General features: G+C 68.8%; 32 protein-coding genes. 9 read left to right on the forward strand and 23 right to left on the reverse strand.

Features of this window, described 5'->3' with window-relative positions:
• Window positions 1-8: 8 nt before the first annotated feature.
• The 3 genes from trpC to ABZX92_RS09455 form a co-directional block, all read right to left on the reverse strand.
• Window positions 9-818: an indole-3-glycerol phosphate synthase TrpC gene (gene trpC / locus ABZX92_RS09445; protein ID WP_355555764.1), complete on the reverse strand. Its 810-nt coding sequence runs from the start codon at window positions 816-818 to the stop codon at window positions 9-11.
• Between the two features lie 132 nt (window positions 819-950).
• Entirely contained in the window at window positions 951-1,349 is a 399-nt protein-coding gene (locus ABZX92_RS09450; protein ID WP_355555766.1) for a hypothetical protein, read from the reverse strand.
• The gene (locus ABZX92_RS09455) at window positions 1,339-2,877 is read right to left on the reverse strand and encodes an anthranilate synthase component I (protein WP_355555768.1); all 1,539 of its coding nucleotides are present in this window, start codon (window positions 2,875-2,877) and stop codon (window positions 1,339-1,341) included. Before ABZX92_RS09455 ends, ABZX92_RS09450 begins: the two co-directional genes overlap by 11 nt.
• Window positions 2,878-2,915: 38 nt before the next feature.
• Between ABZX92_RS09455 and ABZX92_RS09460 the strand changes: the two genes are divergently transcribed.
• Complete coding sequence (locus tag ABZX92_RS09460; protein WP_355555770.1) at window positions 2,916-3,527, forward strand: TetR family transcriptional regulator; 612 nt, start codon at window positions 2,916-2,918, stop codon at window positions 3,525-3,527.
• Here the strand turns inward: ABZX92_RS09460 and ABZX92_RS09465 are convergent.
• From ABZX92_RS09465 to hisF, 4 genes are read right to left on the reverse strand one after another with little or no spacing between them, the layout of a single operon-like run.
• On the reverse strand, window positions 3,524-4,600 hold the full coding sequence (locus tag ABZX92_RS09465; RefSeq protein ID WP_355555772.1) for a toll/interleukin-1 receptor domain-containing protein: 1,077 nt from the start codon (window positions 4,598-4,600) through the stop codon (window positions 3,524-3,526). The genes ABZX92_RS09460 and ABZX92_RS09465 overlap by 4 nt on opposite strands.
• Before the next feature lies 1 nt (window position 4,601).
• Window positions 4,602-4,952 carry a phosphoribosyl-AMP cyclohydrolase gene (gene hisI / locus ABZX92_RS09470; RefSeq protein ID WP_355555774.1) on the reverse strand — a complete coding sequence of 117 codons (351 nt, stop codon included), beginning with the start codon at window positions 4,950-4,952 and terminating at the stop codon, window positions 4,602-4,604.
• A complete protein-coding gene (locus tag ABZX92_RS09475; protein WP_355555775.1) occupies window positions 4,949-5,308 on the reverse strand; it encodes a hypothetical protein in 360 nt (119 codons plus the stop codon). Before ABZX92_RS09475 ends, hisI begins: the two co-directional genes overlap by 4 nt.
• On the reverse strand, window positions 5,305-6,063 hold the full coding sequence (hisF, locus tag ABZX92_RS09480; protein ID WP_355555777.1) for an imidazole glycerol phosphate synthase subunit HisF: 759 nt from the start codon (window positions 6,061-6,063) through the stop codon (window positions 5,305-5,307). Before hisF ends, ABZX92_RS09475 begins: the two co-directional genes overlap by 4 nt.
• 45 nt (window positions 6,064-6,108) lie before the next feature.
• On the opposite strand from hisF, the gene ABZX92_RS09485 reads away from it, so the two are divergent.
• Window positions 6,109-6,489: a PPOX class F420-dependent oxidoreductase gene (locus ABZX92_RS09485; RefSeq protein WP_355555778.1), complete on the forward strand. Its 381-nt coding sequence runs from the start codon at window positions 6,109-6,111 to the stop codon at window positions 6,487-6,489.
• A 314-nt stretch (window positions 6,490-6,803) separates the two neighbouring features.
• Window positions 6,804-7,505, forward strand: coding sequence for a Clp protease N-terminal domain-containing protein (locus tag ABZX92_RS09490; protein WP_355555780.1), 702 nt, complete (start codon window positions 6,804-6,806; stop codon window positions 7,503-7,505).
• Here ABZX92_RS09490 and priA read toward each other — a convergent pair.
• From priA to ABZX92_RS09520, 6 genes are all read right to left on the reverse strand, one after another.
• On the reverse strand, window positions 7,471-8,202 hold the full coding sequence (priA, locus tag ABZX92_RS09495; RefSeq protein ID WP_355555782.1) for a bifunctional 1-(5-phosphoribosyl)-5-((5-phosphoribosylamino)methylideneamino)imidazole-4-carboxamide isomerase/phosphoribosylanthranilate isomerase PriA: 732 nt from the start codon (window positions 8,200-8,202) through the stop codon (window positions 7,471-7,473). The two genes, ABZX92_RS09490 and priA, sit on opposite strands and share 35 nt — an antisense overlap.
• On the reverse strand, window positions 8,199-9,425 hold the full coding sequence (locus ABZX92_RS09500; protein WP_355555784.1) for a hypothetical protein: 1,227 nt from the start codon (window positions 9,423-9,425) through the stop codon (window positions 8,199-8,201). The genes priA and ABZX92_RS09500 overlap by 4 nt, the downstream gene beginning before the upstream one ends.
• Window positions 9,422-10,057 (reverse strand): imidazole glycerol phosphate synthase subunit HisH, encoded by a 636-nt coding sequence (gene hisH, locus ABZX92_RS09505; protein ID WP_355555786.1) that lies wholly within the window; start codon window positions 10,055-10,057, stop codon window positions 9,422-9,424. Before hisH ends, ABZX92_RS09500 begins: the two co-directional genes overlap by 4 nt.
• A gap of 10 nt (window positions 10,058-10,067) precedes the next feature.
• Window positions 10,068-10,883, reverse strand: coding sequence for a hypothetical protein (locus tag ABZX92_RS09510; RefSeq protein ID WP_355555788.1), 816 nt, complete (start codon window positions 10,881-10,883; stop codon window positions 10,068-10,070).
• A 174-nt stretch (window positions 10,884-11,057) separates the two neighbouring features.
• Window positions 11,058-11,951: a transketolase C-terminal domain-containing protein gene (locus ABZX92_RS09515; protein ID WP_355555790.1), complete on the reverse strand. Its 894-nt coding sequence runs from the start codon at window positions 11,949-11,951 to the stop codon at window positions 11,058-11,060.
• Window positions 11,951-12,613 (reverse strand): thiamine pyrophosphate-dependent enzyme, encoded by a 663-nt coding sequence (locus ABZX92_RS09520; RefSeq protein ID WP_355555792.1) that lies wholly within the window; start codon window positions 12,611-12,613, stop codon window positions 11,951-11,953. Before ABZX92_RS09520 ends, ABZX92_RS09515 begins: the two co-directional genes overlap by 1 nt.
• Window positions 12,614-12,668: 55 nt before the next feature.
• Here ABZX92_RS09520 and soxR point away from each other — a divergent pair, with 55 nt between their 5' ends.
• Entirely contained in the window at window positions 12,669-13,133 is a 465-nt protein-coding gene (soxR, locus tag ABZX92_RS09525; protein ID WP_355555793.1) for a redox-sensitive transcriptional activator SoxR, read from the forward strand.
• Window positions 13,134-13,336: 203 nt separating this feature from the next.
• On the opposite strand, the gene ABZX92_RS09530 is transcribed toward soxR, so the two are convergent.
• On the reverse strand, window positions 13,337-14,176 hold the full coding sequence (locus ABZX92_RS09530; RefSeq protein ID WP_355555795.1) for an alpha/beta hydrolase: 840 nt from the start codon (window positions 14,174-14,176) through the stop codon (window positions 13,337-13,339).
• A gap of 112 nt (window positions 14,177-14,288) precedes the next feature.
• Window positions 14,289-15,248 carry a hypothetical protein gene (locus ABZX92_RS09535; RefSeq protein WP_355555797.1) on the reverse strand — a complete coding sequence of 320 codons (960 nt, stop codon included), beginning with the start codon at window positions 15,246-15,248 and terminating at the stop codon, window positions 14,289-14,291.
• Window positions 15,249-15,300: 52 nt separating this feature from the next.
• On the opposite strand from ABZX92_RS09535, the gene ABZX92_RS09540 reads away from it, so the two are divergent.
• Window positions 15,301-15,831, forward strand: coding sequence for an RNA 2'-phosphotransferase (locus ABZX92_RS09540; RefSeq protein WP_355555799.1), 531 nt, complete (start codon window positions 15,301-15,303; stop codon window positions 15,829-15,831).
• On the opposite strand, the gene ABZX92_RS09545 is transcribed toward ABZX92_RS09540, so the two are convergent.
• Together ABZX92_RS09545 and ABZX92_RS09550 are read right to left on the reverse strand one after the other, a co-directional pair.
• The gene (locus ABZX92_RS09545; protein ID WP_355555801.1) at window positions 15,807-16,469 is read right to left on the reverse strand and encodes a hypothetical protein; all 663 of its coding nucleotides are present in this window, start codon (window positions 16,467-16,469) and stop codon (window positions 15,807-15,809) included. The two genes, ABZX92_RS09540 and ABZX92_RS09545, sit on opposite strands and share 25 nt — an antisense overlap.
• Window positions 16,466-16,936: a SigE family RNA polymerase sigma factor gene (locus tag ABZX92_RS09550; protein WP_355555803.1), complete on the reverse strand. Its 471-nt coding sequence runs from the start codon at window positions 16,934-16,936 to the stop codon at window positions 16,466-16,468. Before ABZX92_RS09550 ends, ABZX92_RS09545 begins: the two co-directional genes overlap by 4 nt.
• Before the next feature lie 53 nt (window positions 16,937-16,989).
• Here ABZX92_RS09550 and ABZX92_RS09555 point away from each other — a divergent pair, with 53 nt between their 5' ends.
• Entirely contained in the window at window positions 16,990-17,595 is a 606-nt protein-coding gene (locus ABZX92_RS09555; RefSeq protein WP_355555805.1) for a class I SAM-dependent methyltransferase, read from the forward strand.
• Here the strand turns inward: ABZX92_RS09555 and ABZX92_RS09560 are convergent.
• Genes ABZX92_RS09560 through hisD form a run of 4 tightly spaced genes read right to left on the reverse strand, consistent with a single transcriptional unit; the run spans window position 17,592 to window position 20,762 of the window.
• Window positions 17,592-17,747 carry a hypothetical protein gene (locus ABZX92_RS09560; RefSeq protein ID WP_355555807.1) on the reverse strand — a complete coding sequence of 52 codons (156 nt, stop codon included), beginning with the start codon at window positions 17,745-17,747 and terminating at the stop codon, window positions 17,592-17,594. The two genes, ABZX92_RS09555 and ABZX92_RS09560, sit on opposite strands and share 4 nt — an antisense overlap.
• Window positions 17,747-18,346 carry an imidazoleglycerol-phosphate dehydratase HisB gene (gene hisB, locus ABZX92_RS09565; protein ID WP_045314317.1) on the reverse strand — a complete coding sequence of 200 codons (600 nt, stop codon included), beginning with the start codon at window positions 18,344-18,346 and terminating at the stop codon, window positions 17,747-17,749. The genes ABZX92_RS09560 and hisB overlap by 1 nt, the downstream gene beginning before the upstream one ends.
• Window positions 18,343-19,449, reverse strand: coding sequence for a histidinol-phosphate transaminase (locus ABZX92_RS09570; protein ID WP_355555809.1), 1,107 nt, complete (start codon window positions 19,447-19,449; stop codon window positions 18,343-18,345). Before ABZX92_RS09570 ends, hisB begins: the two co-directional genes overlap by 4 nt.
• Window positions 19,446-20,762, reverse strand: a complete 1,317-nt coding sequence (hisD, locus tag ABZX92_RS09575) for a histidinol dehydrogenase (RefSeq protein ID WP_355555811.1) — start codon at window positions 20,760-20,762, stop codon at window positions 19,446-19,448. The genes ABZX92_RS09570 and hisD overlap by 4 nt, the downstream gene beginning before the upstream one ends.
• Window positions 20,763-20,894: 132 nt before the next feature.
• Between hisD and ABZX92_RS09580 the strand changes: the two genes are divergently transcribed.
• On the forward strand, window positions 20,895-22,190 hold the full coding sequence (locus ABZX92_RS09580; RefSeq protein ID WP_355555812.1) for a M14 family metallopeptidase: 1,296 nt from the start codon (window positions 20,895-20,897) through the stop codon (window positions 22,188-22,190).
• Window positions 22,191-22,349: 159 nt separating this feature from the next.
• On the opposite strand, the gene ABZX92_RS09585 is transcribed toward ABZX92_RS09580, so the two are convergent.
• Window positions 22,350-23,480: an aminotransferase class V-fold PLP-dependent enzyme gene (locus ABZX92_RS09585; RefSeq protein ID WP_355555814.1), complete on the reverse strand. Its 1,131-nt coding sequence runs from the start codon at window positions 23,478-23,480 to the stop codon at window positions 22,350-22,352.
• A 27-nt stretch (window positions 23,481-23,507) separates the two neighbouring features.
• Here ABZX92_RS09585 and ABZX92_RS09590 point away from each other — a divergent pair, with 27 nt between their 5' ends.
• Both ABZX92_RS09590 and ABZX92_RS09595 read left to right on the forward strand, forming a co-directional pair.
• Window positions 23,508-23,996: a hypothetical protein gene (locus ABZX92_RS09590; protein WP_355555816.1), complete on the forward strand. Its 489-nt coding sequence runs from the start codon at window positions 23,508-23,510 to the stop codon at window positions 23,994-23,996.
• Between the two features lie 10 nt (window positions 23,997-24,006).
• Window positions 24,007-24,498 carry a hypothetical protein gene (locus ABZX92_RS09595; protein WP_355555818.1) on the forward strand — a complete coding sequence of 164 codons (492 nt, stop codon included), beginning with the start codon at window positions 24,007-24,009 and terminating at the stop codon, window positions 24,496-24,498.
• On the opposite strand, the gene ABZX92_RS09600 is transcribed toward ABZX92_RS09595, so the two are convergent.
• Complete coding sequence (locus tag ABZX92_RS09600; protein WP_355555820.1) at window positions 24,491-25,990, reverse strand: ABC transporter substrate-binding protein; 1,500 nt, start codon at window positions 25,988-25,990, stop codon at window positions 24,491-24,493. The genes ABZX92_RS09595 and ABZX92_RS09600 overlap by 8 nt on opposite strands.
• Window position 25,991 lies beyond the last annotated feature (1 nt).

Below are 25,991 nucleotides of genomic sequence, written 5' to 3' on the forward strand. Positions count from 1 at the left end.
CTGCTCCTCTACCGGCTTGGCCGCGGGCACGCGGGGTGCGAACCGGCGGTCACGAGCTTGTTCACGGCGGCCTTGGGGTCGCCGCTGGTCACCAGGCTCTCGCCGACGAGCACCGCGTCGGCGCCCGCTCCGGCGTAGGCCATCAGGTCGCCGGGGCCGGTCACACCGGACTCGGCGATCTTGATCGTCTCGAAGGGTAGTCCGGGAGCGATCCGGCCGAAAACGTCCTTGTCGACCTCCAGCGTGTGGAGGTTGCGCGCGTTCACCCCGATGACGGACGACCCGGCTTCGAGAGCGCGGTCGGCCTCCTCGGCGGTGTGCACCTCGACGAGCGCCGTCATCCCGAGGGACTCGACCCGGTCGAGCAGCGACACCAGCGCGTTCTGCTCCAGCGCCGCCACGATCAGCAGCACCAGGTCCGCGCCGTGCATGCGCGCTTCGTGCACCTGGTACGGCGACACGATGAAGTCCTTGCGCAGCAGGGGGATCTTCACCGTCCTGCGCACCGCGTCGAAGTCGGCGAGCGATCCGCCGAACCGCCGCTGCTCGGTGAGCACGCTGATGACCGACGCGCCACCCGCCTCGTAGGCGGCCGCCAGCTCGGCCGGCTCCGGGATCTCCGCCAGCGCGCCCTTGGAGGGGCTGCGGCGCTTCACCTCGGCGATGACACCCACGTTGGGGCCTCGCAGCACGGACATCACGTCGAGCGGCGGGGCTGCCTTGGCCGCGCGCTCCTTGACCACGTCGAAGGACAACTGAGCCTCGCGAGCGGCGAGATCCTCACGCACACCTTCGAGGATCGACTCGAGAACCGTCACAGTGTTGCTCCCCTTCCCGCTGTGGGGATGCTAACCCCGGCGGAGTAACGCCCCAGCCACCGGGGGTTCAGTGTCGACGCAGCTAGCCAAGGCTGTGCACGTGTCACATGCGTGAATGCGGATGAATGATCTTCACTCGTTCGAGGAAGGTCCGCCGGGGGTCTTATCGTCGGTCGGATCATCTCCACGCTCCAGCGCGCGCCACATGTCGGTCTCGGGGTCGTGCTTGCGGGTCTTCTGCCCACCTACACCGATCTTCGGCATCCGGGCCCCGAGTGCTACCTGAAGCACGCCGGAGGCCACCACGAGCACGCCGGCCGCGATCGCGAGCCAGTGCCCGTTGAACGCGGCCGCCACGCCCACGACGACGAGCAACACGCCGAGGATCCGGCGCGCCACGCCGCTGAGCGCCACGACCGCCGCGACGGACGCGAGGCTCAGCAGCGCCAGCGGCACGGAACCCGCGCCCCAGAAGGCACCCGCCGCACCCACGAGCAGGAGTGCGGCGATCCACAGTGGACTAGCTTTCAACGGCGGGCCGCATCGTCTGGGCCGTGGCGATCGCGGCCAGCACCGCGCCCGCCTTGTTGAGGCACTCGTTGTCCTCGGCCAGCGGGTCCGAGTCCGCCACGATGCCGCCGCCCGCCTGCACGTAGGCCACCCCGCCCCGCACGAGAGCGGTCCTGATGGCGATGGCGGTGTCCGCGTCCCCGGCGAAGTCGAAATAGCCCACAACGCCGCCGTAGAGGCCGCGGCGGGTGGGTTCCAGCTCCTCGATGAGCTCCATCGCGCGCGGCTTCGGCGCACCGGACAGCGTGCCGGCCGGGAAACAGGCCGCGACCGCGTCGTAGGCCGTCTTGCCCTCGGCCAGCTCACCGGTCACGGTCGACACGATGTGCATGACGTGGCTGTACCGCTCGACCTTGAAGAAGTCGACGACGTGCACCGAACCCGGCTTGCAGACGCGGCCAAGGTCGTTGCGGCCGAGGTCGACCAGCATCAGGTGCTCGGCGCGTTCCTTGTGGTCGGCGAGGAGGTCCTTCTCCAGCAGCGCGTCCTCCTCCGGGTCCTCGCTGCGCCAGCGGGTGCCCGCGATGGGGTGCGTGGTCGCCTTGCCGTCGCGCACCGTGACCAGCGACTCGGGGCTGGAACCCACGATGTCGAAGCCGTCGAGGCGCAGCAGGTACATGTACGGGCTGGGGTTGGTCGCGCGCAGGACCCGGTAGATGTCGAGCGCGTCCGCGTCCGTCTCGATCTCGAACCGCTGCGACACGACGACCTGGAACGCCTCGCCCGCGCGGATGGCCTCCTTGGCCTTCTCGACGGCGGCGAAGTGCTCGGCCTGCGAACGCCGGCGCCGGAACTCGGGCCGCGGCCTGCTGAACACGGCAGCGGTCGGCGGCGCGGGCTGGTGCAACTCCGTCGTCATCTCGTCCAGGCGCCGCACCGCGTCCTCGTAGGCGGCGTCCACGCGCTCGGGCGAGTCGTCCCAGTTGATCGCGTTGGCGATGAGCGTGACCGTGCCCTCGTGGTGGTCGAACGCCGCGAGGTCGGTCGCCAGCAACATGACCAGTTCGGGGATCTGCAGGTCGTCCTCCGCGATGACCGGCAGCCGCTCCAGCCGCCGCACCGCGTCGTAGCCGATGTAGCCGACCATGCCGCCGGTCAGCGGGGGCATGCCGGGCAACGGATCAGTGCGCAGCACCTCGATGGTCTCGCGCAGGGCCTGCAGCGGGTCGCCACCGTCCGGCAGCCCGACGGGCCTCGTGCCCGTCCAGTACGCCTCACCACCGGTCGCCGTGAGCGCCGCGGACGACCTCACGCCGATGAACGACCATCGCGACCACGAACGCCCGTTCTCGGCCGACTCGAAGAGGAACGTGCCAGGCCGGTCAGCGGCCAGCTTGCGGTAGAGACCGACCGGCGTCTCCGCGTCCGCCAGCAACCTGCGCACCACCGGAATCACCCGGCGGTTGACCGCCAGCTCGCGGAACTCCTCACGCGTGGGGCTCACGGCCCCAAGACCAACGGCGGCCACAGCCCCGATGACGCTCACCATGAGCGCAATTGTTGCATAAATTCAACATCTGTTGAACTATGACCCTCGTGGAGCAAGTGAACCAGAAACGACGAGGCCGCCGCGCCGCGGGCGAGGACACCAGGGCCGCACTCATCGCCGCCGCCCGCGAGACGTTCGTCGAGAAGGGCTACGACGGCGCCACGGTCCGCGCGATCGCCGCCCGCGCCGGCGTCGACGCCGCCATGGTGAACCACTGGTTCGGTGGCAAGGAAGGCCTGTTCGCCCAGTCCGTCCTGCAGCTCCCCTTCGACCCGGCCGAGATCCTGAAACGGCTTCTGGACGGCCCCGTCGAAACCGCGGGCGAACGCATCATCCGCACCTTCGTCACGGTCTGGGACGCGACCGGCGGCGGCACCTTCGCCGCGTTGATCCGCAGCGTCACCAGCCAGCAGGAGGTGGCGAACGCGCTGAAGTCGTTCTTCGTCAACGCGATCTTCAAGAACCTGCTGACGGAGATCGGGGCCGAACAACGCGAACTGCGTGCCACGTTGTGCGCGACGCAGATGGTCGGGCTCGGGATCGTCCGGTACGTCGTCCACTTCGAACCGCTGGCGTCGGTGGACGTCGAGACCGTGGTCAAGGCGATCGGCCCGAATCTGCAGCGCTACCTGACGGGCTCGCTCGACTAGTCCAGGACCACGCCGTCGTCGGGCACGCCGAGGTCCTGCACCCGGTAGGTGATGCCCGGCAGCGGCAGGTTCCGCACGAAGAACACCCGTGACGGGATCCCGTCCGTCGCCGGCGCTCGTTCGGTGATCCCGTTGCCGCCGAAGCAGAGCCACTCGATGCCCAGCGCTTCGCGGAGGAAGCGGGCCGGACGCTGCGGGCTGTAGTCGTTGCAGCTGTGGTACCACCGGAGCTGATCGGCGGAGTAGTAGTCGCGAGGCGGCCGCCCGAGCCGGGCGAGCTCCTCCGGCGTCGCCTCGAAACGTGCCGCGCGGCGAGGGTCGGACAAGATCCGGAACGCTGCCTTCCACGTGCCCGGCATCAGGTCCAGCTTCCGCCGGTTCAGCTCGCCCACGTCGAACGTGAGCGCCAGCCAGGGCTCGTTCGAGTTCTCCACCCGTTCGAACGCATCGCCGATCCACAGGTTGGACAGGATCTGCCGGAGCGTGCGGTGCCGTTGTTCGTCATGGTCACCGACGAACACGTAGTCCCGCTCAGGCGACCCGAGCCGGCCGTCGCGGTCGAAGCCGTCCCGCGGGACCAGGCGGACGGCCCGCTCGACCGCGGTCCTGTCCTCGTACCGTCGCTGGATCTCGTCGGCGGACATCGCCATGCGTTGCCGCAAGGTGGTTTTCAGCCGAGTGGCGACACCGGCGAGACCGCCCGCCTCGGTGACGGAGATGCTCTGCTTGCCCCGAAGGCCGTACGGCAGTTCGGCTTCACCCTCCCGCTCGTCGAGCAGGATCGGGACCACCCGGTGCAGATCGCCCGCACGGCGGGCGAGCTCGATCGCCGTGGCGATCTCCTCCACCTGGTAGACCGCGTCACCCGTGCGCGACGAGATCAGGACCAGGGTGACGGACGACAGGCTCTGGGCCGCGGGCAACCTGCGGCCCCAGTCGTCGCCGGGCAGCAGGGCACGGCTGTCGAGGAAGACCCGGAACGGCGGGCTCAGCAGGTCGTACAGCTCGTTCGCCGCCACGCGGTCCGCACTGGCGTACGCGATGAAGAAGTCCCACCGCTCGTCGTGCGCCACGTCAGGCGTCCGCGAGCAGCACCGTCGCGTCGAAGCACGTGCGGTCACCCGTGTGGCACGCGGCGCCCACCTGGTCGACGATCAGCAGCAGCGTGTCGCCGTCGCAGTCGAGCCGCACCTCGTGGACGTACTGGGTGTGGCCGGACGTCTCGCCCTTCACCCACAGCTGCTGACGGCTGCGCGAGTAGTAGGTGGCGCGGCGGGTGGTGAGAGTGCGGTGCAACGCCTCGTCGTCCATCCACGCGACCATGAGCACCTCACGGGTGTCGCGCTGCTGGGCGACCGCGCAGATCAGTCCGTCCGGCGTGCGCTTGAGCCGGGCGGAGACGGCGGGATCGAGCGGGCTGCTCAACGGGGTCCTCCCAGGTGTTCGCGAGCGGGTCCGGTGTTGAGCAGGACCACTCCGTAGATGTGCACCGCGGACAGCACACCGGACGCGACGCGCGCCCACGACGGGCCGTCGGCCAGCACGATCACCAGGTGCAGCAGGGCGACGAGGATGAACACCACCATCGCCGGGTAGTGCATGAACCGCAGCCGCAGCAACAACGTCGCCGCCACGGGCAGTTCGACGAGGGCGACGAACGACGGCAGCTTCAGCACGTCGGCGTCCCCGGTACTGCGCCACAGGATCAGGCCGACCGCGAAGAACACCGCTGCCCCGCCCAGCGCGACCGTCGAGGCCACCCGCACCTCGACCGGCGTCATCGCACCACGACACCCGCCTGGCGCAGGCCGTCCTTGACCTCGCCGATGCGCAACTGTCCGAAGTGGAACACGCTGGCCGCCAGCACCGCGTCCGCACCGGACGCGACGGCCGGCGGGAAGTGCTCGACCGCGCCGGCGCCACCGCTCGCGATCAGCGGCACGTCGACCTCGCGGCGCACCAGCTCGATCAGCTCCAGGTCGAACCCGGCCTTGGTGCCGTCGGCGTCCATCGAGTTCAGCAGGATCTCGCCGACGCCCAGCTCCTGGCCCCGCGCGGCCCACTCGACGGCGTCGATTCCGGTGCCGTTGCGCCCGCCGTGCGTGGTGACCTCGAAGCCGGTGCCGCCGGGCACGCGCCGCGCGTCGACCGACAGCACGATGCACTGCGCCCCGTACCGCTCCGAACACTCCTTGAGCAGCTCCGGGCGCGCGATCGCCGCCGTGTTGAGGCTGACCTTGTCCGCGCCCGCGCGCAGCAGCTTGTTCACGTCCTCGGGGCTGCGCACGCCGCCGCCGACCGTGAGCGGGATGAACACCTGCTCGGCCGTGCGCCGGACCACGTCGAACGTCGTCTCGCGGTCGCCGCTGCTGGCCGTGACGTCGAGGAACGTCAGCTCGTCGGCACCCTCGGCGTCGTACGCCCTGGCCAGCTCGACGGGGTCACCCGCGTCGACGAGGTTCGTGAAGTTGACGCCCTTCACCACCCGGCCCCGGTCGACGTCGAGACAGGGGATGACGCGCACAGCCACTGACATGCGAGAAAGCCTACAAGGGGCCTTCGCGGACTACGCTGCGGCGCCATGATCGCCGAACTGGGCAACGGCCAGTACCTGCTGCTGACGACCTTCCGCAAGGACGGGACCCCGGTGGCCACGCCGGTCTGGGTGCTGACGGGCCCCAGCGACGACGTGATCTACGCGTGGAGCGCCAAGGACACCGGCAAGGTCAAGCGGATCCGCCGCAGCGGCGACGTCGAGATCGGGCCGTGCGATGTGCGCGGCAACCCCAAGGGGCCGTCGGTCAAGGCGCACGCCCGGCTGATGGACGACGCCGCCGGCGACGAGATCCGCTCTCGGATCATGAAGAAGTACGGCGTCATCGGCTGGTTGACGGTGTTCGGCAGCAAGGTGCGCCGCGGGCGGACCGGGTCGGTCGGCATCGAGATCACCGCTGCTGCCTGACGCCGTCAACGTTGAGCGTCCTCAATCAACCCTCAGTCAACATTGACCACGGCAATCAACATTGATCGGCGCGATCAACGTTGACTCAACGTTGAGGCCTCAAATCAACGCTGCCAATCAACGTTGACCAGAGCCGTCCACGCTGATGACAACGTTGTCAGCAGTCAACATTGAGTGCGCGCGTCAATGTTGACCAGGCGCGTCAACGTTGATTCGAGCCGCTCAACGTTGACGCGATCAACCACATCAACCTGTCAACGTTGAGCGTCAACCCGAGGTTGACCGTGTCCACATCGTCAACCTAAGGTTGACGCATGATCCAGTTGACCGACCTCATCGTCGCCGTCGCCCAGGAGGCCGACGACGCGTTGATGCGCCTCTCCAAGGCCGTCGAGATGAGTGGCCAGCTGAGCGAGCTCGGCGACCACCTGATCGGCCACTTCGTCGACGAGGCCCGCCGCGGTGGCGCGAGCTGGGCCGAGATCGGCGAGAGCATCGGCGTCACCAAGCAGGCCGCGCAGAAGCGGTTCGTGCCCAGGGAGTCGCCGGAGCTCACCAAGCCGTCGATGGAGCGCTACACCCAGCGCTCACGCCGGGTCATCGCACTCGCGCGGCACCACGCGCGGTTCAGCGAGCGCATCGGCACCGAGCACCTGCTGCTGGGACTGCTCGACGAGTCGGCCGGGCTCGCGGCCAAGACCATCGCGAAGCTGGAGTCCGGCGACGGCAGCACCCGCATCGCGACGCTGCACCGGCTCGACAACGAGGCCAAGCAGCGCCCGGAGAAGCAGCCGTACTCGACGCACTGCAAGAAGTCGCTGGAACTGGCCGTGCGAGAAGCCCTGCGCATGGGCCACATGTTCATCGGCACCGAGCACATCCTGCTCGGGCTGCTGCTGGAGGAAGGCGGGACCGCGGCCGGCGTGCTGCACTCCACCGGAGTCACGCACGCGGCCGCGGCCGCTCACATCGAGAAGGTCGTCAACGGACCGCAGCGAGTGCTTCCGGGAGCGTGAAGGCCCCGGCGTACAAGGCCTTGCCGATGATCGAGCCCTCCACGCCGTCGCGCGACAGCTTCGCCAGCGCGACCAGGTCGTCCACAGTGGACACGCCGCCGGACGCGATGACGGGAGCGTCGGTGCGGGCGCAGACCTCGCTCAGCAGCTCCAGGTTCGGGCCCGTCAGCGTGCCGTCCTTCGACACGTCCGTCACGACGTAACGCGCGCAGCCGTCGCGGTCGAGCCGGTCGAGGACCTCCCAGAGGTCACCGCCGTCCGACGTCCAGCCGCGGCCCTTCACCCGGTGGCCCTGCTCGGTGATGCGGACGTCCAGGCCCACGGCGATCTTCTCGCCGTGCGCCGCGATCGCCTTCGCGCACCACTCCGGGTCCTCCAGGGCGGCGGTGCCCAGGTTCACCCGAGCACACCCGGTGGCCAGCGCGGCCTCCAGCGAAGCGTCGTCGCGGATGCCGCCCGACAGCTCCACCTTCACGTCCAGCTCGCCCACGACGCGGGCGACCAGGTCGCGGTTCGAACCGCGCCCGAACGCCGCGTCGAGGTCGACGAGATGGATCCACTCCGCCCCGTCGCGCTGCCACTGCAGAGCCGCGTCGAGCGGCTCGCCGTAGTTCGTCTCGGTACCGGCTTCGCCCTGCACGAGGCGGACGGCCTTGCCATCAGCCACGTCAACAGCGGGGAGGAGTGTGAACGTCACCCGCTCAGCCTAGCGTCCCCCAGCACGAGGGCGGCCACGCGCTCCTGGGCGTCCGCGGTGCGCGTGAACTGCGCGGGAACGGGCGCGGCCAGGATGCCCACGTAGCTCGGGTACTGCTGGATCAACGCCAGGTACAGGTACTGGGTGCCGGCGAGATCCGGGTCACCCAGGTCCGCGCACGCAGGCTGTGGTGCCGCCTCCGGGAGCAGGAAGAGGTCCTTGGCGGGAACGCGTTCCGCGAGCTTGGCCATCGTGGCTTCGAGCACGTCGTATCCGGCACACGGGGCGCGGAACCCGACCCCGTCCACCTCCTCCGGCGCCTGGAACGCGTCGTCGACCTGAGCGGCGGGCACGACGAGCACGACCTTCTTGGCGGGGAAGAGCTTCTTCAGCTGACGCGCGGTGTCGGCGTCACCGGCCACGAAACCGTCGACGCGGCCGGCATCAGCGGTCGCCACCCCGACCTCCACGAGGTTCAGGTTGCTGTGCCCGCGCACCGCCGAGGGCGACGCGCCGACGTAGCCGTAGTAGCGCAGCGTCGATCCGGGCCGCTTGCGCAGGTCGTCGGAGTTCAGCTGCGCGATGGTCAGGTCGTCGACGAGCCCGGCGGCGGTGCCGGAGTGTCCGAGGTAGACCCACTGCCGTTCCGTCGGCAGCTCGAGCTTGACCGTCCTGCGCTTGCCGTTCACGGTGAGGTCGAGCGCGCTGCCGAACTTCAGCGTCACGTCGAACGATCCGTCCTTGCGGGCCTTCGTGAACCCGTCCAGCGAAGTCACGACCTGGCCGGCCTGGTAGATCTGCACGCTTCCGTTGGCGCGCAACAGGAACCCGAGGTCGACGGCCGGGTCGGTCACGTCGCCCGCGATGTTGGCGGAACGGCTGAGCACGACGGTCGACGAGTCGGCCGGCACCAGCTTCGCGGAGATCGCCGAACCGGTGGACGGCGCGTCGAGGCGCACCACGGTCGGGCCGGAGCGCATCAGCAGCGTGCCCGGATGCTTGGGGTCGTTGACCTCCACCGATCCGCCGGCGGACACGCGCGTGTAGGTCACCGCACCGGTCCCCTGCCGGTGCTTCAGGTTGTCGTTCAGTCCCAGTGTCGGCGACGCGTGCACCGCGCCGTCGAAGTTGTCGTGGAACGGAGCCGGTGCGGCGAGTGCGCCCCCAGGCACAGCAACGGAGGCAGCCGTCAGTGCGGCTACCGTCAGCAGTCGTGTGATCACGACAAGATAGTCAACCAGTTCCGCAGCAGTTGTGCGCCGGCATCACCGGATTTCTCCGGGTGGAACTGGGTCGCCCACAAAGGACCGTTCTCGACTGCTGCGACGAACTCGTCGCCCGCGTGGTCCGCCCACGTCACCAGCGGCGGCCTGATGTGCTCGGCCGGCTCCAGCTCCCAGCGGCGCACGCCGTAGGAGTGCACGAAGTAGAAGCGCGTGTCCTTGTCCAGCCCCGCGAACAGCTGCGAGCCCTCCGGCGCGCGGACCGTGTTCCAGCCCATGTGCGGCACGATCGGCGCCTCGAGCCGCTCGACGGTGCCGGGCCACTCGCCGCAGCCCTCGGTCAGCACGCCGTGCTCGATGCCGCGCTCGAACAGGATCTGCATGCCCACGCAGATGCCGAGCACCGGCCGTCCGCCCGCGAGGCGCTCGCCGATGATCCGGGCGCCGCGCACCGAGTTCAGGCCCTCCATGCACGCGGCGTACGCGCCGACGCCGGGCACGACCAGGCCGTCGGCCTCACGCGCGGCCTTCGCGTCTGACGTCACCTCGACATGGGCGCCGACCCGCTGAAGCGCGCGCTCGGCCGAGCGCAGGTTGCCGGAGCCATAGTCAAGTACGACGACACGTGCCACGACCACCAGGTTAGTCGGTCGGCGCGGCACCCTGCGTCACCGGTATGACCGGCAACACGGTGTTGATCGGTTTCGTCCGCACGAGACGCCGCCTCAGCACGACCAGCGCACCGGCCAGCAACACGATCAGGAGCGCGCCGACGAGGTAGTAGACGACCGTCGGGATGTGGAGCAGGACTGTCGCCAACGCCGTCAACACGATCAACGGCAGGAACAGCGCCAACGGCCACAGCTGCGCGCGCGGCGGCTCCAACGGCTGCAGCACGCCGTCCGCGCGGCCCTCCTCCGTGAGCTCGGCCACCTGCGCGACCTCGGGCAGCCCGGCCGTGCGGAAGAAGTCGGGGATCGCGTGGCGGCCGTTCTCGAAGTCGCGGATGCGTTCGAGCGGGCCCTTGCGACTGGCCGCCGGGTACAGCGCGGTGAGCTTGTCGATGGCGTCGAGCTGCCACTTCTCCTTCTCGCGCAGCTTCACAAGCCCTGCCGTGGAGCGGTCGAACAGCCGCCCGACCGGACCCGACTGCTTCGCCTGCGCCGACAACCGCAGGACCGCTTCGCGCGAGCCCCACATGGACGCGCGGCCGATCGTCGTGGTGAAGAGGTAGAGCAGCGCGGCATCGTCGTTCCACACGGCGAGCGCGGCGCCACTGCCCGCGATCTTGCGCACCCGGTTCGTCATGTAGGCGGCCTCGCTGAGCCTGGTGCCCGGCGGAGGCAGCAACACCGTGCCGGACTGCACCGGGACGAGCGCCGCGGGGCCCACGTTGCCGCTGTGCATGGCCTTCTGCAGCTCGGCGGCGTTCAACGGGGTCCAGATCAGCATTCTCACGAGCAACATCATTCCTCTTTGGCCGTACGGGCCGAGGACGACATGCCAAGAAGTTCATGTTTCGGGAACGAGCGCACGGTCGGGCGTCCGGCCCGACCGTGCGCCGGTTCACCCTCAAACGGCGCGAGAAGGCGCGCCGGTCCAGTCATCCCCCATGACTGCGAACATGTTTCTTCACCCCCTGAAGAAACTCCGCACAGCGCTCCCCAGCCCCACCACGTCGAGGTCGTGCGCGGCGTCATGATCCTCGGCCGTGCCGTAGTTGCGGAGCTCTGCGTGTCGTTTGACGCCTATACAACGCACACGGTGCGGGATTAGTTGCAAGGCTTCGGAAATCAGATGAGCTGAAGTTCCCTCGAGGTACGGCTCCACCACCATGACGTCGGCGTGGTCGGTGTCCTGCACCGCCTTGAGCAGTCCGTCCGAGTCGAACGGTCGGATCGTCGACGCGTACAGCACCGTGACGTCGGCGTTCTCCGAGTCGACCGCCTTCAGCACGCGGTCGAGCATCGGTCCGACGGCGAGCACCACACCGCGTTTTCCGTGACGCAGCGCGGTGAATCCCTCACCCACCGGATACGCCTGCGTGTTCTCGTGCAGCGAAAGCCTGACGTAGACCCGGTTGTCGTCCTTCAGCGCCTGCCGCAGGAGCGGCGTGACCTCGTCCGGGTGCCCAGGTACGTGCACAGTCCAGCCGGGCAGCGTGTCGAACAGCGCGACGTCGCCCGGTGACTGGTGCGTGCGCCCCCATGCCGGGTCGTCGTAGGACGCGCCGATGCTCACGAACACCGCGCCGACTTCCTGATGGCCGATGTCCAGCTTGATCTGCTCGTACGGCCGTTCAACGAGAAACGGCGCGTAGCTGTGCACGACAGGCCGCAACCCGGCGAGCGCCAGTCCGCCCGCGACGCCGACCATGGTCTGCTCGCGGATGCCGACGTCCACGACGCGTTCGTTCTCCTGCGGGAACTCGTTGCTCGAGATCACCGCTGTCACGACGGCGATCCGCGGGTCCCGGTCGATCTCCTCGTTGACGGTGCTGACGAAAGCCTGGCGCATCGTGGTCATCAGTAGCTCTTCTCGATCTTGGCGACGACCGCGTACGGGCGGTCGTGCGGCGCGGTCAGTGCGGCGAAAACGGCCTCGTGATCCCGGCCGTCGACCTCGGCGGTCTGCCAGCCCTCGACGGCGAACCTGCGCGTGATGCCACCGGGCCACCCGTACTTCGCGGACTGGTTGTCGATCACGATCGCGGTGAGGTTCGCGACGTTCAGCCGGGCCGCCACCGCGATCGCCTCGTGGTTGCTGCCCTCGTCCAGCTCACCATCGCCGACCAGCACGAACGTCCGGCCTCTGGACTTGCCGACGCGCTGCCCGATCGCCGTCCCCACCGCGATCGGCAGCCCGTGACCGAGCGAGCCGCTGCTGATCTCGACGCCCTTCACCAGCATCCGGTCGGGATGCTGGCCGAGCGGGCTGTCCCACGTCGTCCAGTCGTCCAAAGTGGACTCGTCGATGAACCCCTTCTCCGCCAGCACCGCGTAGTAGGCCATCGGCCCGTGCCCCTTGGAGAGCAGGAACCGGTCGCGGTCGGGGTCGTCGACGGTGGCCGGCGTGACGTTCAGGACCTTGTCGTACAGGACCCAGAGCACGTCGATCGTGGAAGCCGCCGCCCACTCGTGCTTCTCGTCCCCGGTCATCCTCGCGAACAGCTCTGGTATCCGTTGCATGCCACCAACTGTTCAACCTCGACCAAGCTGGAGGTCAAGCCGTTACCATGATCGGGTGAGCAAGTTGCCGGAAATGCTGACCATCGGCCAGGTGGCCGACCGCAGCGGCGTCCCCCACACCGCCCTGCGCTTCTACGAGGACAGGGGCCTGATCGCCTCCGTCCGAACCACGGGCAACCAACGCCGCTACCAACGCTCAGTGCTGCGCCGCCTGGCCTTCATCCGCACCGCGCAACGCGTGGGCCTGAGCCTCGAAGACGTCCGCGACGCCCTCGCCCAGCTCCCCGACAACCGCACCCCGACGAAGTCCGACTGGGAACGCCTCTCCCGCTCCTGGAAGACCGAGCTCGACGCCCGAATCGACGCCCTGTTCCGCCTGCGCGACCGCCTCACCGGCTGCATCGGCTGCGGCTGCCTCTCACTGCGCAGCTGCGCCCTGCAGAACATCGACGACGAGCAAGCGGACAACGGCCCAGGCGCCCCTCGCCTCAAGCCAGCGATGGAAGGCGGCACTCCCTAGCCCCCAGCCCGCCGGCAACTCCCCAGTTCGCCGAAATTTCCCAGCCCTCCAGAAACGCCCCCAGCCCACCGGAAACTCCCGCGCCGCCCGCGCGCGCGTCGTGCTCGGCCCGAGCGGGCCCAGGCACGCCCCAGCCCGCGTCGGCTCTGCCGCACCGTCCCGCGTGCGCGCCGCGCTCCGGCACGAGCGGCCGCCGGCGTTCCCTAGCTTGACGCCAGAAACTCCCGCACCGCGCGCAGGTAGCCGTCGGGTTCGTCGACGTGCGCCATGTGCCCTGCCTCCTCCAACACCACGGCGTGGGCCTGCGGGATCAGTTCGAGCGTCGGCTCCACCAGGCTCACCGGGAACGTCATGTCCTGCCGGCCGTGCAGCAGGAGCACCGGGATGTCGAGTTCCGCGATCCGTTGCGCCGCATCCGGAAGGCGCGGCGTGACCAGGGTCCCTGCCAGGAACGGGCGCACCCACTCGGCACCGAACCGGATCTTCTCCAGCCGCCGCAGGTAGCCGGGGACCGCGTCGGGGCGTCGGATGTTCGCGTGCACGGCTGCGAACGCTTCCGCTCGCACGCATTCCTCGGGCGAGAGGCCCTCGCGCTGCCACGGGTCGTCCTGGCGTGCCAGGATCTCGTCGCGTTCGGGCCAGTCGGCGAAGGCGTCCGGCGACAGCGGCAATACGCTGCTGCCTGACACGATCAGACTGCGCGTGCGTGACGGGTGTGTGATGGCGAACCGTTGCGCCACCATGCCGCCGTATGAGTGGCCCAGCACGTCTGCGCGCTTGACGCCGAACACGTCGAGCACGCGCACGAGGTCGCGCATCACGCCGTCCGGGTGGTACTCCTCCTCCGGGACGCGGCCTGACCTGCCGCAGCCGCGCAGGTCTGGCAGCAGCAGGTGGCAGTCCAGCTGTTCGAGTGGGTCGCGCAGATAGCTGTGGTCCCAGTCCGGGCCGCCGTGGATCACGAGCAGCGTCCGGTCGCCGGCGCCTTGTTGCCAGGCCACGAAGATCTCGGGTTCGCCTGGCACCACGCGTTCACTCCACACCTTGTACCTCCGTGCGCATCCGCCCCCGCGCGTTCCGCATTTTTGCGGGAGGCAGATGACCATGGTTTTGTGACATCTACTAGACGGCGGCAGGCGTGGATCCGGACGAGGTTCACCCGTTGGAGTGAGGCAACGACGAGTCCGTGGGCTTGCGAGCGCTGAGCTTGCGGATGCAGCAGAGCAGAAGCAACAGGGCTATGGCGCTGAAGACGTAGTCGCCGGCCTCGGTGCCGCCGAGTTCTGGCTTCACCGGAAACGAGCACCACACGTAGGTCAGCACAGCGCCGGCGGCCAAGGCGAAGCGGTGGCGCTGGTCCCATCCGTCGAGCCGGGACCAGCGCGTCACCAGCACGACACCGGCTACCAGCACCACGCACCAGATCGCCACGCCGTACCACTCGAACCAGTCGGCGCTGATCAGCGTCACCGAGCCCCAGTACGCGCTGGTGCCGGCCAGCGAGAGGAAGCAGACCAGCAGCGGGGACGGGGCGGCGCCCGGTAGGGATGGGAGCGGGCGGACCCGGAACGCGAAGAAGATCAGCAGGGCGATGGCGGCGAAGCCGTAGGCGAACTGCCACCAGTGGGCCATGAAGTGTTCCTCGGAGTAGTTGCCCCAGAACACGAATGAAGAGCCGGCCAGGAAGAGAAGACCCACGAAGATCAGGCCTCGGGTGTGCAGCCACGGGCCGCGGCGGGACAAGGTCTCGACCAGGGCGATCGGGACGCAGATGCTCCAGATCGTGTGCAGCGCCAGGATCGACTGCACGACCTCGACGCTCGTGCCGAGGACCGGGACGTAGGACGGGCCGGTCAGGTAGTCGTGGCCCGCGTAGGAGTTGTTCCAGATCAGCTGATCGACCGGACCCTCCTCGATCAGCGCGTAGGCCGCGGCCAGCAGGAGCATCGAGGGCCAGCCGCCCGCGCGTCTGCCCAGTTCGCGGACCAGGATCGCGCCACTGCCGTACAGCGGTGCCAGCAGCAGCCCGAACACCATGCCCGTGATCGGGATGTTGCCCAGGAGGAACTCGCCGACGAACGGCGCGAGGAAGAACAACCCCAGTACCGGCCACACAGGACCCATCGAAGCGCAAATCCGGTGGACGCGCTGTGCTTTGCTGAAGGTCATGGAAGAAGACAGAATGATCCGCCTGTCCAAGCGGATGTCCAAGGCGTTGCGGCACCAGCCCGAGCGCGTCGGCCTCACCCTCGACCCCTCCGGCTGGGTGGCCGTGACCGATCTCCTCGACGCGCTGGGCGTCGGCGAGGAGGAACTGCGCGAAGTGGTGGCGCGCAACGACAAGCAGCGCTTCACGATCGACGGCGACCGCATCCGTGCCAACCAGGGGCACAGCGTCGAGGTGGACCTCGGGCTGCCGACCGCGACACCGCCGGACGTGTTGTTCCACGGCACCGTCGCGCAGTTCCTCGACGACATCATGCGCGACGGTTTGCGCCCGATGTCACGTCACGACGTGCACCTGTCCCCTGACCGCGAGACCGCGCGACGGGTTGGTGCGCGCCGTGGCCGGCCAGTGATCCTCTCGGTGGACGCCAAGGCGATGAGCGATGCCGGACACGAGTTCCGGCTCAGCGCCAACGGCGTCTGGCTGACCCAGCACGTCCCGGCTCATTACTTGAGCCCTCCGGCAGCGTAATAGAGATAGACCCCGTCCATCCGGTGGAGCCAGGTGAGGACGTCGCCATCACGCAGCAACTCCTCCTTCGCAATGGGAACACCGCACTTGTCGGACAACCAGGCCACGACCGGTTTCCTGTCCGGGTACTCGAACTCCAACATGTACGTCCCGGATGGCGTGTCACATTTCTCGGGCACTGTCATCGCATTCACGGCGCTCTCCACCGCGCCGACACCTCGTGACTGGACCTTGGCTCCTTCCAGCTCCAGTTTCGAAAGCAGCTCATCGGAGTACGGAGGCCCCCACCAGAGGGTGTCCACGGGGGCCGGCAATGCACCGGACTGGAAAACGCCGTCCTTGTAAACGCACAACGTCACCTTCGAGGCGCCTGGCGGCAGGGAGTCCACCTTCAGCGGCGTTGCGCTCGGACCGCCCTTCACGGCATCGCACTCCTTGCTGGGAGCTGCTGCGTCCGTGATCTCCGTGAACGGCCGAACTGCCATCACACCCGCCCCGGCCGCCACCGCGAGCACCACTGCCGCCGTTCCCGCCACCAACCGGCGGTCGCGTCGAACCTTCGCCCGCCGCCGCACCTGGTCTGCCCGGTCCGGCACCGGCTCGAACTCCGGCATCACGTGTTCCAGCAGGTCCTTCACAGCCCCACCTCCGCTCGCAGCAACTGGTCCGCGCGCAGCACTGCCAGTGCCCGCGCGGTGTGGGTCTTCACCGACCCGGTCGAGCAGCCCAGGACGGCCGCCGTGTTCTCGACGGACAGGTCCTCCCAGAACCGCAGCGCGATCACCGCGCGCTGCATGCGGCTGAGCGACGCCAGCCGCTCGGCCACGGTCAGGCGCAGGGCCACGTCGGACTCGACCGCGGACTCCGGGAGCTCGCCGGTCGGCACCTCGTACCGCCAGCGGCGCCGCCACCAGGTCAGATAGGTCGAATACAGCATCTTTCTCGCGTACGGCCACGGGTCGCTGACGCGGTCCCAGCGTTGCCACAGCCGCGCCAGGACGGTCTGCAGCAGGTCCTCCGCCTTGTGCGGATCGCCGGTCAGCAGCCAGGCCTGGCGCAGCAACGAGTCGGACGCCGTGGCAACGAAACTCTCGAAGTCACCCACGCCAGATAGACAACCCGGCCCGGACGGGCGGTTGACATGGTTTGCTCGATCTCGTGAAAAAGATCGTCGAGGCCGGTTACGACGCGATGGCGCCGCAGTACCTCAGCTGGTCGGCCGAGATCGCCGACGACCCGCGCCTGCGCTACCTGGACGACTTCGACAGCCGCCTCGAGGCCGGCGCGAAGGTCCTCGAACTCGGCTGCGGCGCGGGCATCCCGGTCGCCCGGAAGCTCGCCGAACGGCACGACGTTCTCGGCGTCGACCTGTCCCAGCGGCAGGTCGGCCTCGCGCAGGCCAACGTGCCCGGTGCGCGGTTCGAGAAGGCCGACATGACCGCGCTCGACTTCCCGGACGGCACGTTCGACGGCATCGCCGCCTTCTACTCGATCCTGCACGTCCCGCGCGCCGAACAACCCGCGCTCATCGCGAAGATCGCCAAGTGGCTCAAGCCCGGCGGCTTCTTCCTGGCCTCGCTCGGCACCGGCACCCCGGACGTCACCGAGACCTGGCTCGGCGTCGAGATGTTCTTCGGCAGCAACACTCCCGCGAGGAACCGCGAGCTCCTCGCAGAACACCTGGAGATCGTCACCGACGACCTCGTGACCATGCACGAGCCGGACCCGGCGACGTTCCACTGGGTGCTCGCCCGCAGGAGCTAGATGAGCCAGAGAACCGCGCCGCCGACCGCAACCACGACCAGCACCAGCAGGATGATCGCCATGAACTTGGCGGTCTTCCAAGTCGCGTAGACGCCACCGGCCAGAAAGCCCGCGAGAGCGAGCAGGCCGATGACGACGACTTCCTTCGGCATCAGAGGACGCCCTTGGTCGACGGGATGCCGCCGACGCGGGGGTCGGGCTCCACGGCCGCGCGAAGGGCGCGGGCGATGGCCTTGTACTCGGCTTCCGCGATGTGGTGCGGGTCGCGGCCGTACTCGACGCGCACGTGCAGTGCGATCTGGGCGTGGAAGGCGAGCGACTCGAACACGTGCCGGTTCAGCACGAACGGGTAGTTGCCGCCGATCACGAAGCTGTTGAACTGCTCCGGCTCGCCACGATGCACGGTGTACGGACGGCCTGAGACGTCGACCGCGGCATGCGCGAGGGTCTCGTCCATCGGGATCCAGCAGTCGCCGAAGCGGCGGATGCCCTTCTTGTCCCCCAGCGCTTCCCGCAGTGCCTGGCCCAGCACGATCGCGATGTCCTCGACCGAGTGGTGGGCGTCGATGTGCGTGTCGCCGGTGGCGCGGACGATCAGATCGAAGCAGCCGTGCACGCCGAACGCGGTGAGCATGTGGTCGTAGAACGGCACGCCGGTGCTGATCTCGACCTGGCCGGTGCCGTCCAGGTCGATCTCCACGTAGACCGACGACTCCTTGGTGGTGCGCTCCACCTTGCCCACACGACTCACCGGCTGACCTCCTTGCTGGCCGCGAGGAAAGCGTCGTTCTCCTCGGGCGTTCCGATGGTCACCCGCAGGTGACCCGCGATTCCGACGTCCCGGATGAGCACGCCGTGGTCCAAATAGGACTTCCAGGTCTCGCGCGCGTTCTCGAACCAGCCGAACAGCACGAAGTTCGCGTCCGAGGGCACGACCTGGAAACCCATGTCCGTCAACGCCGCCACCACGCGGTCGCGCTCGGCGGCCAGCTTCGCCACCGAGCCCAGCGTCTCCGCGGCGTGCCGCAACGAGGCCCGCGCGGCCGCCTGCGTGAGCTGCGACAGGTGGTACGGCAGGCGCACCAGCTGCAGCGCGTCGACCACGGCCGGAGCAGCGGCGAGGTAGCCCAGGCGCCCGCCCGCGAAGGCGAAGGCCTTGGACATCGTGCGCGACACGATCAGCCGCGAGCCGTACTCGTCCAGCAGCTGGATCGCGCTCTCCTGCGAGGAGAACTCGGCATATGCCTCGTCCACGACGATCATGCCGGTCGAGGACGCGATCAGCAGCCGCAGATCTTCGAGCGGGATCGACTGTCCCGTCGGGTTGTTCGGCGACGTCACGAACACGACGTCCGGCCGCGTCTCCGCGATGACGGCCGCGGCCTTCTCCACGTCCAGCGAGAAGTCCGCGCGACGCGGGGTCGGCGCCCACTCGGTGCGCGTGCCGGCGGCGATGATCGGGTGCATCGAGTACGACGGCTCGAAGCCCAGCGCGGTCCGGCCGGGGCCGCCGAACGCCTGCAGGATCTGCTGCAGGATCTCGTTGGACCCGTTGGCAGCCCACACGTTCTCCGCCGTCAGGGTCACCGACGTCGACTCGGTCAGGTACGCGGCCAGGTCCTCGCGCAACGCCACCGCGTCGCGGTCCGGGTACCGGTGCAGCTCACCCGCGATCTCGGCCACCGCCGCGACCACGTCCGCGGCCAGCGCATCCGTTGGCGCGTACGGGTTCTCGTTGGTGTTGAGGCGGTACGGCACGTCGAGCTGCGGCGCGCCGTAGGGCGTGCGGCCGCGCAGATCCTCGCGCAGAGGCAGATCGGACAGCTCTACCCGCGCGCCGACGACTGGCTTCATCGAGTGAACCTCGCTGTGACAGCCTGCCCGTGCGCGGGCAGGTCCTCCGCGTTGGCCAGCGCGACGACCTTGTCCGCGACCTCGCGCAGTGCTTCCTCGGAGTAGTCGATCACGTGGATGCCGCGCAGGAACGTCTGCACGGACAGCCCGGACGAGTGCCGCGCGCAGCCACCGGTCGGCAGCACGTGGTTCGAGCCCGCGCAGTAGTCGCCGAGCGACACCGGCGAGTGCGCGCCCACGAAGATCGCGCCGGCGGACCGGATCCGCGCCGCCACCTCACGGGCGTCGCGCGTCTGGATCTCCAGGTGCTCGGCGGCGTACGCGTCGACCACCCGCACGCCTTCGTCCACAGAGGACACGAGCACGACTCCGGACTGCTTGCCGCCCAGCGCCGTGCGGATCCGCTCGACGTGCTTGGTGGCACTGATCTGGCGCTCCAGCTCCACGTCCACCGCGTCCGCGAGCTCGACGGAGTCCGTCACCAGCACCGAGGCCGCGAGCGGGTCGTGCTCGGCCTGGCTGATCAGGTCGGCGGCCACGTGCACCGGGTCGGCGGACGAGTCCGCGAGGATCGCGATCTCGGTCGGCCCGGCCTCGGCGTCGATGCCGATCAGACCACGCAGCAACCGCTTGGCCGCCGCCACGTAGATGTTGCCCGGTCCGGTGACGACGTCGACCGGCGCCAGCTCGGCACCGTCGGTGTCGACACCGCCGTACGCCATCAGCGCCTGGGCCTGCGCGCCGCCCACGGCCCACACCTCGTCGACGCCGAGCAGCGCGGCGGCCGCCAGGATCGTCGGGTGCGGCAGGCCATCGAACTCGGCCTGCGGCGGCGAGCACACCACCAGCGACTCGACGCCGGCGATCTGCGCGGGCACGACGTTCATCACGACCGTCGACGGGTAGACCGCGAGGCCGCCGGGCGCGTAGAGCCCGACGCGCGCCACCGGCACCCACTTCTCCGTGACGATGCCGCCGGGCACCACCTGCGTGGTCGTGTCGGTGCGACGCTGGTCGGCGTGCACCCGCCGGGTGCGCGCGATGACCTCTTCCAACGCCTCGCGCACGGCCGGGTCCAACGAGGACAAAGCCGATGAAATGGCCGAAGCGGGCACCCGCACCGAATCAGGACGAACACCGTCGAACTTCTCGGTGTACTCGAGCACGGCCTCGACGCCACGGGCCGCGACGGCCTCGACGATCGGACGCACCTGATGCAGCGCCGCGTCCACGTCCATCTCGGCGCGCGGCACTGCGGCGCGCAACTGAGCGGGAGTCGTGGTGCGACCTCGCAGGTCGATGCGGCTGAGCATGCCTTACAGGGTAGTTCCTGCCGAATTCTGTCAACGGTCAGCCCGCTATCGGCGCTACTCAGCGAGTAGTGCCGAAGCCACGCTCGGTTCAGCACCACTCCGTCGCAAACCCCTGCTGATGATGGAGGACCCATGTTCACCAAGCGCCGCGGCATGATCGCCGCCGTGCTGGGGCTCTGCCTGCCAGTGCTGGTGGGTACGACCTCGACCCAGGCGGCCAGCTCCGGCCGCACGGTCTACGAGATCACGGTGAAGAACGTCGAGCAGCTCAGGCAGGTCGTCTACACCGGCACCGACCTGATCGACGAGACCACCAACGGTCCGGTGACCGTCATCGCCAACGCCAGCGAGGCCCGCGCACTGCGGCGGACCGGGCTGCCGATGAAGTACATCGGTGACGCCGAAGCCGAGTTCGCCAAGCTCGGCAAGGTCGACTTCGCCGACCCGGTGCCCGGCCAGATCGGCACCCAGGACTTCCCGTCCGGCTACACCGGCTACCACAACTACGCCGAGATGAAGGCGGAGCTGGACAAGACGGTCACCGCCCACCCGAACCTGGTGCGGCTCTCCAGCATCGGCAAGTCGTTCGAGAACCGCGAGCTGTGGATGCTGAAGATCAGCAACAACCCCGCGGTCGACCAGGCCAAGCCCGAGGTGATCATCACGTGCAACCAGCACGCGCGTGAGCACCTGACCGTCGAGATGTGCCTGCACTTCATCCAGCGCCTGACCGACGGCTACGCGACCAACTCGGCGCTGAAGGCACTCGTCGACTCCCGCGAGATCTGGGTCGTCCCCAGCGTCAACCCGGACGGCGCCGAGTACGACATTGCGACCGGATCGTTCCGCGGCTGGCGGAAGAACCGGCAGGGCAACGGCACCGACCTGAACCGCAACTTCGGTTACAAGTGGGGCTGCTGCGGCGGTTCCAGCGGTAGCAGCACCTCGGACACCTACCGCGGCACTTCGGCGTTCTCCGCGCCGGAGACCCAGCGCATCCGCAACTTCGTGAACTCCCGTGTGGTCGGCGGCGTCCAGCAGATCAAGACGAACATCGACTTCCACACGTTCTCCGAGCTGGTGCTGTGGCCGTTCGGCTGGACGACCAACAACACCGCGCCCGGCCTGGACGCGAACGAGGAGCGGGCGTTCCGCACCCTCGGCCAGCAGATGGCCGCCACCAACGGCTACACGCCGGAGCAGTCGAGCGACCTCTACATCACCGACGGCACCATCGACGACTGGATGTGGGGCCAGTACAAGATCTGGTCCTACACCTTCGAGATGTACCCGAGCAGTGGCGGGCTGAACGGCTTCTACCCGCGTGACACGGTCATCGCCGCCCAGACCACCCGCAACGACAAGGCGACCGACCTGTTCCTGCAGTACTCGGACTGCGTGAAGCGGATCATCGGGCAGACCTGCTGACCGCCCTGCCGATCCTCTCCAACGCCTGATCGATCTCCTCAGGAGTCACGAGGTGGTGCGGGGACATCCCGCACCACCTCGTCCGGCCGCTGATTTCGGGATCCGGGACCGTCTTGAAGCCAGCACGCCAGGCCTGAAGTCGAGCCGCGCTGCTGATCATCAGCCGGACGTGGTGGCCCGGCTGATCTTCTCCAACGCCTGATCGATCTCCTCAGGAGTGACGAAGTAGTGCGGGGAGGCCCGCACCACTTCGTCCAGGCCACGCTTGGTCATGTCGATCATCGTCGACCCGCGCTGGGACACCGTCACCGCGACGCCGTCGGCCCACAGCCGGTCCTTGACCTCCATCGCCGGCACACGCTCCGACGTGAAGGTGACGATGCCCGACTGCCGTTCGCCGAGGTCCTGCACGGTGACGCCGGGGATCGACCGCAGCCCCTCGCGCAAGCGCTTGGCACGGTCCGCGACCTCGGCCTCGATCACGTCCAGCCCCTTGTCCAGGGCGTAGCGCGCGGCCGCGATCAGGCCGAGCCGGTCCGCGATGCTGCACTCCCACAGCTCGAACACCCGAGCGTCGTCGCGCAGCTCGTACTCCATGGGCCCGGTCCACACGCCGCTGTGCAGGTCCACCAGACGCGGGCGGAGCCTGGCCCGCACCTCGTCGCGCACGACCAGAGCGCCGGTACCGCGCGGTCCGCGGAGCCACTTACGACCTGTACACGCCAACATGTCGTAGTCGAGGCCCCGCAGATCGAGCTGGCCGGTCGACTGGCAGGCGTCGAGCAGCACGAGAGCGCCGACCGAGTGAGCGGCCGCGGTGATCTCGTTGACGGGATTGACCAAGCCGCTGTTCGTCGGCACGTGGACGAGCGAGATCAGCTTGACTCGGTTGTCAAGGTTCAGGGCGTCGACGTCGACCTGTCCGTTGACGTCGGACGGAATGACTTCGACGACCGCCCCGGCCTCCGCCGCACGACGCAGGACCGGGATCGCATTGCCACCGTATTCGACCTCGGTGACAAGAATTCTGTCCCCGGCCGTCAGGGGCACCGCGTCGAACGCCGCCAGCCAAGATCGAGTTGCACTGTCCGTGAAGGCGACCTCGGACGGGTGACACCCGAAGAACTCAGCGAGCACCCCGTAGCCCGCCTCCAGGTCATCACGGCGTTCCGCGGCGGCGCGGTAGCCGCCGATCTCGGTCTCCCGCCGCAGATGGCCGATGACCTCGTCCACGACGGGAGCGGGAGGGATCGACGAACCGGCGCTGTCCAAAAAGATCAGGTCGCTCACCCGCTCGACTCTGCCACTATCGAGGACATGGGGGATCGCTCGTTCGGGTACAGCGCTCAGGTCCGGCCGCTCCTGTGGGTCTTCCTCGTGCTCACACCCGTGGAAATCCTGCTCGTGGACCTGCTCGTGCCGTGGTTCTGGCTCAGAGCCGTGCTGCTCGTGTTCGGGTTGCTGAGCGCGCTGCTGCTCGCCTGGCTGCTGTGGATGCTCTACAAGTTCAAGCACGAGATCGACGACGAGCACCTGTGGCTGCGGTATGCGCGTGAGTTCGAGTACCGGATTCCGCTGAACGCCATCGAGCACGTCACGCAGGGCATGACCAGCCGGTCGCTGAACAAGACGCGGTCCGTTGTGGACGGAACGCTCGTGCTGGAGATCTCCAACTCCACCAACGTTCGCGTGCAGCTGAACGAACCGCAGGAGATCGACCTCGGCCGGCGCGGCGCACACCATGTCACCAAGATCGAGTTCTGGGCCGACAACCCCGACGAGATGGTGCGCGCGCTGCGGAAATAGGCTCGGCCGCATGGTGGAGATCCCCTACGGCAAGCGCATGCGGCCGCGGTACGTGCGGTTCCTGATCATCACGGCGATCGGGATCGCGTTGGTCGCGTTTGCCCTGGACATCCCGTGGCTGCTCATCACGCTGATCGTGCTCGGCGTGCTGAACGCGATCGTGTGTGTGGGCGCTCTCTACGTGCTGTACCGCCAACCGCACACCATCACGGAGGACGAGCTGCGGCTGCGGCAGCTGGGCTTTTTCGACTGGCGCATCCCGACCGCGGACCTCACGACCGCACAGATCGCGGAGCGCTCCCACAAGGGTCAGCGGACGGTCGAGGTCGTCGGCGACGCCCTGGTCATCCAGTCGCTGACCAAGACGAACGTGGCGGTGCCGTTCCGCGAGCCGCAGCTGGTCGATCTCGGCAAGACGGGCCCCAAGCGGGTCAAGCGGGTCGAGTTCTGGGCGGACGACCCGGAACGAGCGGTCCGCGAGATCAACCGCGTGACTACTTAGGCTCCCACTTCTCGAGGTTCCACCACGGACCCCAGGTCAACGCGCCGTAGGAGTTCGGGTCGACCACGGGCTGGTAGCCGTTCCACGAGTCGCGCATCACGTACGCGTGCTCGGGGAAGACCAGCACGACCATCGACGGCGCCGCGACGAACGCCTGCTGGAAGAGCTTGTACGCCACCGCCCGCTGCGCCGGGTCGATCAGCCTGCGGCCGTTCTCCAGCGCCGCGTCCGCCGCCGGGCTGCCCTGACCGCGCAGGTCGTAGAGCATCAGATCGGGGTCGAACGGCGAGCCCTCGCCGTACAGCAGCGCGTCAGCGCCCATCCGCGGCCGGATCGCCTCCCACGACAGCCCGGCGAGCTGCACGTCCACCCCCACGGCCTTGGCGTCGGCCGCGAACGCCGTCGCGAGGTCGGCGCGCAGGTCGTCGCCCAGCGGGTACATCAACGTGAACCGGGCGGGCACACCGTCCTTGACGCGGATGCCGTCCGCACCGGCGACCCAGCCGGCCACCTCGAGCTGCCGCGCGGCCTCGGTCTTGTCGTAGCGGAACTTCGCGGTCGGGTCGAAGTCCTCGGCCAGCGCGTCCGGCACCGGCGTGTAGCCGATCGTGCCCTTGCCGTCGAGCAGGTCGTCGATCATGCCCTGGCGGTTCGTGGCGTAGTTCAGCGCGAGCCGGATGGCCGCGTTGCCGGTGACGGCGTTGGCCACGGGCAGCCGCACCGCGCGGTAGTCGGCGCTGTGGTGGTACTGGACGGTGAGGCCGGACTTGCTGGCGAACGACGCGACGATCTTGGGCGGCAGCACCGTGCCGTCGAACTCGCCGTCCTGCATGCGGCGCGCGCGCTGGTTGTCGTCCGTCACGAACACGACGGTCAGCTTCTTGACCTTGGGCGCGCCGCCGAAGTACGTCTCGTTGGCGTCCAGCAGCAGCCGGTCGCCCTTCTTCCACTCGGTGACCTTGTACGGACCGGTGCCGACCGGCGAACCGTCCGGCTTGGCCTGCTCGCTGGGCAGGATGCCGAGCGTGAGCAGGTGCGGGAACGCCGCCTGCGTCTGGTTGAGGGTGAAGCGGACCGTGGACGGGTCGACCTGCTCCACGGCCTTCAACGTGCCGAACCGCTCTTTGACCGGGTTCTGCAGCGCGGCGGTGTACGTCGCGACGACGTCCTCGGCGCCGAACGTGCTGCCGTCGGTGAACTTCACGTCGCCGCGCAGCTTCACCGTCCAGCTGAGCCCGTCCGCGGCCGGTTCGGGCAGGTCGGCGGCCAGCTGAGGCCCGAGCGACCCGTCCTGGCGGTGCTCGACCAGGCCGTCGTAGATCTTGGAGACGCCCTGCGCGCCGTAGCCCAGCAGCGGGTTCAGCGTGGTCGGCTCGTCGCGGTCGGCGAGCACGATGGACGTGCCGTTGGTGCCACCGTCCGGGCGGGGTGCGGCGGTCTCGGTGCAGCCCGCGACGGCCAGCAACACGACTAGGAGCAGTGGGAGACGCACG

Source organism: Lentzea sp. NPDC006480, assembly GCF_040611995.1.
Classification (GTDB): Bacteria; Actinomycetota; Actinomycetes; order Mycobacteriales; family Pseudonocardiaceae; genus Lentzea.